Origin of the sequence: Caballeronia sp. LZ035 (assembly GCF_031451175.1) — a bacterium.
GTDB lineage: Bacteria > Pseudomonadota > Gammaproteobacteria > Burkholderiales > Burkholderiaceae > Caballeronia.
This window is the reverse complement of the sequence record NZ_JARUXS010000001.1, coordinates 3114101-3122870: the sequence shown is the minus strand read 5'-3', so window position 1 is coordinate 3122870 and position 8770 is coordinate 3114101. Positions and strand designations below refer to the sequence as shown.

At 61.2% G+C, this 8770-nt stretch carries 6 protein-coding genes; 4 read left to right on the top strand and 2 right to left on the bottom strand.

The window, feature by feature from the left end:
- Nucleotides 1–183 precede the first annotated feature (183 nt).
- Complete coding sequence (locus QCE88_RS14625; protein WP_309902999.1) at nt 184–1374, bottom strand: M20 aminoacylase family protein; 1191 nt, start codon at nt 1372–1374, stop codon at nt 184–186.
- A gap of 165 nt (nt 1375–1539) precedes the next feature.
- Here QCE88_RS14625 and QCE88_RS14620 point away from each other — a divergent pair, with 165 nt between their 5' ends.
- Together QCE88_RS14620 and QCE88_RS14615 are read left to right on the top strand one after the other, a co-directional pair.
- Complete coding sequence (locus tag QCE88_RS14620) at nt 1540–3669, top strand: molybdopterin oxidoreductase family protein (protein ID WP_309902997.1); 2130 nt, start codon at nt 1540–1542, stop codon at nt 3667–3669.
- A gap of 78 nt (nt 3670–3747) precedes the next feature.
- Nucleotides 3748–5421: a long-chain fatty acid--CoA ligase gene (locus QCE88_RS14615; protein WP_309902994.1), complete on the top strand. Its 1674-nt coding sequence runs from the start codon at nt 3748–3750 to the stop codon at nt 5419–5421.
- Between the two features lie 157 nt (nt 5422–5578).
- On the opposite strand, the gene QCE88_RS14610 is transcribed toward QCE88_RS14615, so the two are convergent.
- On the bottom strand, nt 5579–6742 hold the full coding sequence (locus QCE88_RS14610; RefSeq protein WP_309902992.1) for a porin: 1164 nt from the start codon (nt 6740–6742) through the stop codon (nt 5579–5581).
- A gap of 493 nt (nt 6743–7235) precedes the next feature.
- Here QCE88_RS14610 and coq7 point away from each other — a divergent pair, with 493 nt between their 5' ends.
- Nucleotides 7236–7889, top strand: a complete 654-nt coding sequence (gene coq7 / locus QCE88_RS14605; RefSeq protein WP_309902990.1) for a 2-polyprenyl-3-methyl-6-methoxy-1,4-benzoquinone monooxygenase — start codon at nt 7236–7238, stop codon at nt 7887–7889.
- A gap of 444 nt (nt 7890–8333) precedes the next feature.
- Nucleotides 8334–8762: a division/cell wall cluster transcriptional repressor MraZ gene (gene mraZ / locus QCE88_RS14600; protein WP_309833810.1), complete on the top strand. Its 429-nt coding sequence runs from the start codon at nt 8334–8336 to the stop codon at nt 8760–8762.
- Nucleotides 8763–8770 lie beyond the last annotated feature (8 nt).

Sequence of the window (8770 nt, the reverse complement as noted above, 5' to 3'; positions counted from 1 at the left end):
CACCCCTTCCCATCCCGAACAGGACCGTGAAACGACTCCACGCCGATGATAGTGCGGATTCCCGTGTGAAAGTAGGTAATCGTCAGGCTCCTCATGCCGCAAACAAAAACCCCACCCCGCAAAGGTGGGGTTTTTGCGTTTCGGCGCCCCAGCCAGCGTCGGCTAGCTGCACTCCAAGCCTGTTCAACGCGCCAGAAATCGCTCAGCCAAGCGCACCCAATACGATGATCCGATCGATAACAAGTCATCGTTGAAGTCATAGCTGGCGTTATGCAGCATGCACGGACCGGCGCCGTGTCCTTGATCGCGATGTCCACCATCGCCGTTGCCGAGAAACGCGTAGCAACCCGGCCTCTCAAGCAGCATGAACGAGAAGTCTTCCGCGCCCATCGTCGGTTCGACGGCGCTGTCTACCTTATCCTCTCCAACGACCTCGGCCATGACCGTAGCCGCAAACCTTGCTTCCTCGGGCGCGTTGATCGTAGGAGGATAGTTACGCAAAAAGTGCACGTCGGCTTCGCAGTCGTAGGCCGATGCCGTCGCTTCGACAATCTTGCGCATGCGCGTCTCGATCACATCAAGAGTCTCGACTGTAAAAGTCCGCACCGTCCCACCAAGCCAGGCCTGATCCGGGACGACATTAACGGCGTCGCCTGCATGAATCTGCGTGATTGAGAGCACCGCGGTGTCCATCGGCTTCTTGTTCCGGGTGATGATGCCCTGAAGCCCGTTCGCGATCTGCACCGCCGTGAAAACCGGATCGCGTCCGTTGTGGGGCATTGCCGCGTGTGAACCCGTCCCGCGAATGGTCACGCGAAACTCATTGCTCGATGCCATGATCGGCCCTTCAGTCACGCCGAAGTGACCAGCCGGCATGCCAGGCCAGTTGTGAATGCCGAACACGGCATCGACCGGAAAGCGCTCGAAAAGTCCATCTTCGATCATCGCTTTCGCGCCCGCGCCGCCTTCCTCTGCTGGCTGGAAGATGAATACGACAGTGCCATCGAATCGCCCGTGTTCCGACAGATGCTTCGCGGCTCCGAGCAACATCGCCGTATGACCATCGTGACCGCAGGCGTGCATGCGTCCATCGTGAGTCGACCGGTGACCAAAAGTATTCAGTTCCTGGATAGGCAAGGCATCCATGTCGGCGCGCAGCCCGATCGAGGCATGACCGTCGCCGCGTTTCAATACGCCAACCACCCCCGTCTTGCCCACCCCGCGATGAACTTCAATTCCCCACCGCTCGAGGCTTTCCGCTACCAGTTTGGCCGTGCCGACCTCCTCATACCGCAGTTCGGGATGAGCATGAATGGTTCGTCGAAGGGTCTGGATTTCTTCGTGTGATGCTTCGATTTCAGGGATCAGGTTCATTTGAACTACTCTCGGATTTGAATTCGGAATGCGCGTATTGACTACGTATGGTGTTCCCCCATTCTACGCCGCCACTATTTGCCTTATCGGGCGGACGGTCGCATAGCCGGCGTAATAGAATTCCGTTATCTACCGCCGTTTTTCATGTTTTTCCGGACATTTTCAATGAACGCCCCCGCCGAGTTCGCCCGCGCCGTTTGCCCGCATGATTGCCCCGACACGTGCGCGTTGCGCGTAACCGTCAAAGACGGCAAGGCGATCAAAGTCAGCGGCGATCCCGACCACCCGCCCACCCAAGGCGTACTTTGCACAAAAGTATCGCGCTACGCCGAACGCACGCATCATCGGGATCGCCTGTTGACGCCGCTGCGCCGTATCGGCCGGAAAGGCGAGAGTCGATTCGAACCGATTGGCTGGGATGAAGCGCTCAAGCTCGCTGCCGAAAGACTTAAGCCGATCGCGCAGCGCGCCCCCGAAGCCATCCTGCCGTACAGCTATGCCGGCACCATGGGGCTCGTGCAGGGCGAGAGCATCGCGGCCCGCCTTTTCAACGTACTCGGCGCGTCGCGGCTCGAGCGCACGATTTGCGCCGCCGCGGGCGCTGCCGGCCTGCGCTATACCTACGGCGCAAGTCTCGGCATGCACACCGAGTTCTATGCCGAGAGCGAGATCATTCTGATCTGGGGCGCCAATCCGATCGCGTCGAGCCTGCATTTCTGGACGCTGGCTCAAGAAGCCAAGCGCCGAGGCGCGAAGCTGATCGCGATCGATCCCTACCGGTCGCTGACAGCCGAGAAGTGTCATCAGCACATCGCGCTGCGGCCCGGTACCGACGCGGCGCTCGCGCTCGGCATGATCGACGTGCTGATTCGCGAGCATCTCATCGATCCCGACTACATCCGCGCGCATACGCTCGGTTTCGAAGCGCTCGCAGCGCGAGCAGCGCAGTTTCCGCCGTCGCGCGTCGCGCAGATCTGTGGGATCGAAGAGAGCGTCGTGGTCGAACTAGCGCGCGCGTTCGGATCGACCAGGAAAGCCTCGATCCGTCTCAACTACGGCATGCAGCGGGTGCGGGGCGGCGGTAACGCGGTGCGCGCGATTGCCTGTCTCCCGTCGCTCACGGGCGCATGGCGTGAACGGTCGGGTGGGCTTCTGCTGTCGTCGTCGGGATGGGCGCCGATCGACGGCGCTGCGCTCGAGCGTCCCGACCTGCTGCCCGGCTGGCCCGCGAAGCTGCCGCGCGCAATCAGCATGAATGCGATCGGCGATGCGCTGCTGCATCCGGGCGACGAGAGCTTCGGCCCGAAAGTCGAGGCGCTGATCGTGTACAACTCGAACCCGGTCGCGGTTGCTCCGGACTCGGCGAAGGTCGCGGCGGGCTTCGCGCGCGAGGACTTGTTCACGATCGTACTCGAGCATTTCCAGACCGACACTGCCGACTACGCCGACCTGATTTTTCCGGCGACGACCCAACTCGAACATCTCGACGTCCATAAGTCATACGGCCATACGCACGTCATGGCGAACCTGCCGGCGATCGAGCCGGTTGGCGGATCGCGGCCGAATACCGAGATCTTTCGTGGCATTGCCCGCGCCATGGGGCTGGACGAGCCGGCCTTGTTCGAGACCGACGAGGCCATCGCGTCGAAGGCCTTTCACTGGAACGATTCGACGCTCGAAGGCGAAGGCTGGGAAAGCCTGAAGCAAACGGGCTGGCTGAAGCTCCGGCTGAACGACGCGCCGCTGGCGAACGGCGGGTTTCGCACGCCCTCCGGCAAGTGCGAGTTCTACAGCGAACGCCTGAAACAAGAAGGACTCGACCCGTTGCCGGACTATCTGCCACCCTATGAATCGGCCGACGGCTCGCCAGAACTGCACGCGCGCTACCCGCTCTCGATGATCTCGCCGCCCGCGCGTAATTTCCTGAACAGCAGCTTCGTGAACATCGAGAGTCTGCGCGCCTCGGAGCGCGAGCCTCATCTCGACTTGCACCCTGCCGACGCAGCGGCTCGCGATATCGCCGACGGCGCCTTGGTGCGCATCTTCAACGACCGCGGTTCGATGCAGGCCCGCGCGCGCGTGACGGAGCGGGCGCGCGAGGGCGTCGTCGTCGGTCTGTCGATCTGGTGGAAGAAGCTGTCGCCGGACGGCCGCAACGCGAACGAAGTGACCAGCCAGGCGTTGACGGACCTCGGCCGTTCGGCAACCTTCTACGATTGCCTGGTGGAAGTGGAGCCCATGCATTGGCGAGCTTTATTCACGAGGGCCGGAACAAGTGTGCAGCATGGCGTCTAACCCAGTTGTCGGACGTAATCCAAGCAGATAGGATCTGGTTTCCGCACGACCATTCTAAAAGCCTATAAAGGAGACGCCGTGGAGAAACCGTGGCTGAAGTCGTACCCGGCCGGCGTGCCAGCGGAAATCGATGTATCGGCGTATCGGTCGGTTTCCGAGTTGCTCGAGGACAGCTTTCGCGCCAATCGCGACCGTCGCGCGTTCGTGTGCATGGGGCAGGCCATTACCTACGGCGAGCTCGACACGATGTCGCGCAACCTGGCCGCATTTTTTCAGCAGAAGGGCTTGGCGCCCGGCGCGCGCGTCGCGCTGATGATGCCGAACGTCCTGCAATACCCGGTGGCGATCGCGGCCGTGTTGCGCGCAGGGTATATCGTCGTCAACGTGAATCCGCTGTACACACCGCGGGAACTGGAGCATCAGCTTAAGGACAGCGGCGCGGAAGCGATCGTCATTCTGGAAAACTTCGCGGGCACGCTGCAGGCCGTGGTCCGGAACACGGCGATCAAACACGTGATCGTCGCGGCACTGGGCGACCTGATGGGCGTGAAAGGGCTGCTCGTCAATTTCGTCGTGCGTCGCGTGAAAAAGCTCGTGCCCGAATGGAATGTGCCCGGAAGCATCCGCTTCAATGACGCGCTGGCCGAAGGCAGCCGCGCCACGCTTCGAGCCGTGACGCAGGGCCCTGACGACGTCGCGTTCCTGCAATACACCGGCGGCACCACGGGCGTCGCGAAAGGCGCGACGCTCACGCACGGCAACGTGGTGGCGAACACGCTGCAATCCCAGGCGTGGTTCGATCCGGCGCGCAAGCGTCGGCCGGACATCGACCAGTTCGTGTGCGTGGTCGCGTTGCCGCTGTATCACATCTTCGCGCTGACGGTCTGCGGCTTCCTGACGATCCGCTGCGGCGGCGTCGGCATGCTGATTCCGAATCCGCGCGACATCGCGGGCACCATCAAGGAACTGAAGGGCGTTCAGATCAACACGTTCCCGGCGGTCAACACGCTCTACAACGCGCTGTTGAATCATCCCGACTTCGGCAAGCTCGACTTCTCCAAGCTGATCGCCGCGAACGGCGGCGGCATGGCCGTGCAGGAAGCGGTGGCCAAGCGCTGGTTCGCGGCCACGGGCGTGCCGATCGTCGAAGGGTACGGTTTGTCGGAGACGTCGCCGTGCGTCACCTGCAATCCGACGACCGCCACCGAATACACTGGCACGATCGGCCTGCCGTTGCCTTCGACGGAAGTCGCCATCCGTGACGATGACAATCGTGACGTGCCGCTCGGTCAGCCTGGCGAGATCTGCATTCGCGGGCCGCAGGTGATGGCCGGCTACTGGAACCGTCCCGATGAAACCGCGCTGGTGATGACGCCCGACGGCTTTTTCCGTTCTGGCGATGTCGGCGTTCTGGACGAGCGGGGTTACGTGAAGATCGTCGATCGCAAGAAGGACATGATCCTGGTGTCCGGCTTCAACGTTTATCCGAACGAGATCGAGGATGTCGTCGCGATGCTGCCCGGGGTGTTCGAAGTGGCGGCGGTCGGCGTCAAAGATCAGAATTCCGGCGAAGCGGTGAAGCTGTTCATCGTGCGCCGGGACCCGAGCCTGACCGAAGCGGATGTCATCGCCTACTGCAGGGAGCGGCTCACGGGCTACAAGCGTCCGCGCATGATCGAATTTCGCACCGAGCTGCCGAAGAGCAATGTCGGCAAGATCCTGCGGCGCGAGCTTCGCGACGGACGAGTCTGAAAAATCGGGCAAGCGAGCAAAAGCCTTCGTGTCGCGAGACACGAAGGCTTTTTTGTTGGCTGCGAGCGACAGCCGTCGCAGCCGAAAGCCGACCAACGCAGACGAAAAAAAGGCGCCCGAAGGCGCCTTTCAGAGCATGCTGCTTTGTTACGTCTTATTAGAACTTGTGGCGGATGCCGACGACAGCAGCCAGCTGGTTCGTCGTCGACGACGGCGACAGGCCGTTGATGCTGGCAACTGCGCTGCGGCCAGTCGAGTCCGTACCGCTTGCGTGCTGGTACACACCGTCGAGGTACACGTCGGTACGCTTCGACAGGAAGTAGTCCGCGCCGAGCATTGCCTGATGGTACTTGGCATCGCCCAGGCCGTAGCCCTTCGTGTAGTCGTATGCGACGCCGAGCAGCAGAGCCGGGGTCAATTGATACTTGAAGTTGATTTCGGCGTTGTGGAACTTGCCCGAACCGCCCGTGTAACCTGCCGGGTTCAGGCCCGTGCCGGCTTCCGAAGCGACATCCTTGAACTGCGTGTTGCTATACGTTGCGCCAACGGTCGCTGCGCCGAACGTGTAAGCACCGCCTGCCGAGATGACTTGCTGCGTCTTTGCCGAAGCAAAGCCGGAGTACACGCGGCTGGCGGCCATGTTCGAGGCCGTGGTGCTCGACGACGGCGTGTTGCCGAAGAACGAGTAGTTCGGATCCTTGACGTTCAAGTAGCCGGCGCCCAATTGCAGGGGACCTTGTGCGTAGCCTGCGCCAACCGACCAGATCTGGTTGCGGTTGAACTGGCCAGCATTGCCGCCCAGGCTGTACAGACCGCCGAACGTGAAGCCAGCGTAGTTTGCGCTGGTGTACTTGACCGCGTTGTTCACGCGATTCGAGTTGTTCAGGTTGTCGAGGTCGCCCGGGTGTGCGCCGAAGTACGAGGCCCACTGGCTACCGACTTCGAATGCGCCCGTGTAGTCAACCACGGAGTCGTACTGGCGACCCAGCGTGACCGTACCGAACTGCGTCGAACCGAGACCGACATATGCCTGACGGCCGAATTCCGCGCCGCCTTGGCCCAGACGACCGTTGAACACGTTGAAGCCGTTTTCCAACACGAAGATGGCCTTCAGACCGCCACCCAGATCTTCCGTACCGCGCAGGCCCCAACGGCTGCCTTGCAGGTTGCCGCTGCTCATTTGGTATTGCTTTTGGCCGGCGGCGTTATTCGTGTACACGAAGCCTGCATCGATGATGCCGTACAGCGTCACGCTGCTCTGCGCATGGGCAGCACCAGCGAAAACGCCCAAAGCTGCGAGAGCGAGAAGCGACTTTTTCATTGAATAGATCTCCAGGGAGTGATTGCGACTTTTTGGCAAGGTCACTGTTCTTGGCGCCAGTGTGTTGACGGTCCCTGCCGGGCTTCTTAACGAAGTTGACACGTAATGTAACAAAGAGACTTTTACGGACAAAGGAAAAGGGGCGTGTCCTTGAGACTCATGTGACGTTTACGCAACAGGCGCTAAAATGTTGGTTTTGCAGGATTTTTGCGACCCGTGTTTGCCCTAATTCCAAATTCAGGCTGATTCGAGCGGTCGGTTTTGCGCTTTTCGGTACAGGCCACGCACATGCAGCGGCCAGATTTCGGCCATGTCCCTGCCATTTTCATGAGCCGCTGCGGGCCAAGCGACGCGAAGGGGCGAGCATTCGGGCGGATGCGAGGTACGCTAGAATCCGCGTTTTTGCCGCCGCAACCGGCTGGACTGGAGAATGCGGATTGCTGGTTTGGCGGGTTCCAAGCACCGTCGGCGGATAACGAGGAGAGGTGAGAACATGACACTCGATGAAGTCATCAGCGAGTTCGATCGGGGGCTGCGCTCCATGACGGGCGTAAGCCGCATGTCGCGGCCGCTTCCGGAGGCAACGCCGGGCACAGGCGCCGAAGACGATCTCTTCCCTGAGGAACTGGAACTCACCGAAAAGGAGCGCGCGCACTCGGCCGGGCTGATGCGCGTGAATCATGTCGGCGAAGTCTGCGCACAGGCGCTTTATCAGGCGCAAAAACTCGCGACGACCTCGCCCGAGCTGAAGTCCAGTTTCGAGCACGCGGCACGCGAGGAAGAGGATCACCTCGCCTGGACATCGCAGCGGCTCAAGGATCTCGAATCGCGTCCGAGCCTGCTCAACCCGTTCTGGTATGCCGGCGCGCTGGCGCTGGGCTTTGTCGCGGGACGGTTTGGCGACCGCGCGAGCCTCGGCTTCATGGCCGAAACCGAACGTCAGGTCGAGCAGCATCTCGACGGCCATATGAAGACGCTACCGACCAATGACCGTGCCTCGCGTGCCATCGTCGAGCAGATGCGACTCGACGAAAGCGCGCATGCCGCGGCAGCAACCAGCGCCGGTGGCAGTGAGGTGCCCTTTCCCGTGCGTGCACTGATGCGCGCGGCATCGAAGGTCATGACCACGACGGCCTACTATATATAGTATGACCACGTCCCCGATCGTCCATGTCTGGCCGATCGGACGACTACTCAGCCGAATCCCACTTTCGGCATGAGAAACGCCCCCAAGAACCGTTACATTTCCCTCATTTCACGCGCTGATTTCACGTATCACCTTCAGATCCATCACTAGCTCTCTAATTCATAACGCTTTTCTATTTTCCTGTCACTTCAAGCTCCTGCGCTAAGTCCTTGTTCTAGCGGAAAAAAACGTCTCGAAAAAAAGTCGCGCGTCTTGACCGAGGAAATGCCTTCCTCTAAAGTGGGAGACAGTGTGAGAAAGTGGTCTTTTGTGTGATTCACAGGCCATTTTCAAGCTAAACAGCGGCAAGAGGGGCGCCATCGTGGGCGCCGAAGTCGGCCAGAAGTTCCGGACGCACGCGAAGGCGAGCACCCGGACGGCAAAAGGCACAGGGGAGAGGGGCGAGTGTTCCAAGGGGCGTCGGCGCTGACGCTCGATGCGAAAGGGCGGATGTCGATTCCGTCTCGCTATCGGGAGGCGCTGCAAGGGCAGGCTGAAAGCCGGGTGACGCTCACAAAGAGCCCGGATGGATGCCTGTTGCTGTTTCCTCGCCCGGAGTGGGAAGTCTTTCGCGCCAAGGTCGCCGCGCTTCCCATGGAAGCGATGTGGTGGCGGCGCATCTTTCTCGGTAATGCAATGGACGTCGAACTGGACGGCAACGGGCGCGTGCTGGTGTCGCCCGAGTTGCGCTCGGCTGCGTCGCTTGAAAAAGACGTGACGCTGCTCGGCATGGGCGCGCACTTCGAATTATGGGATGCCGAGACCTACGCCGCGAAGGAAGCAGCGGCCATGGCGCAAGGCATGCCCGACGCGCTGAAGAACTTCACCTTCTGACGCGGCGC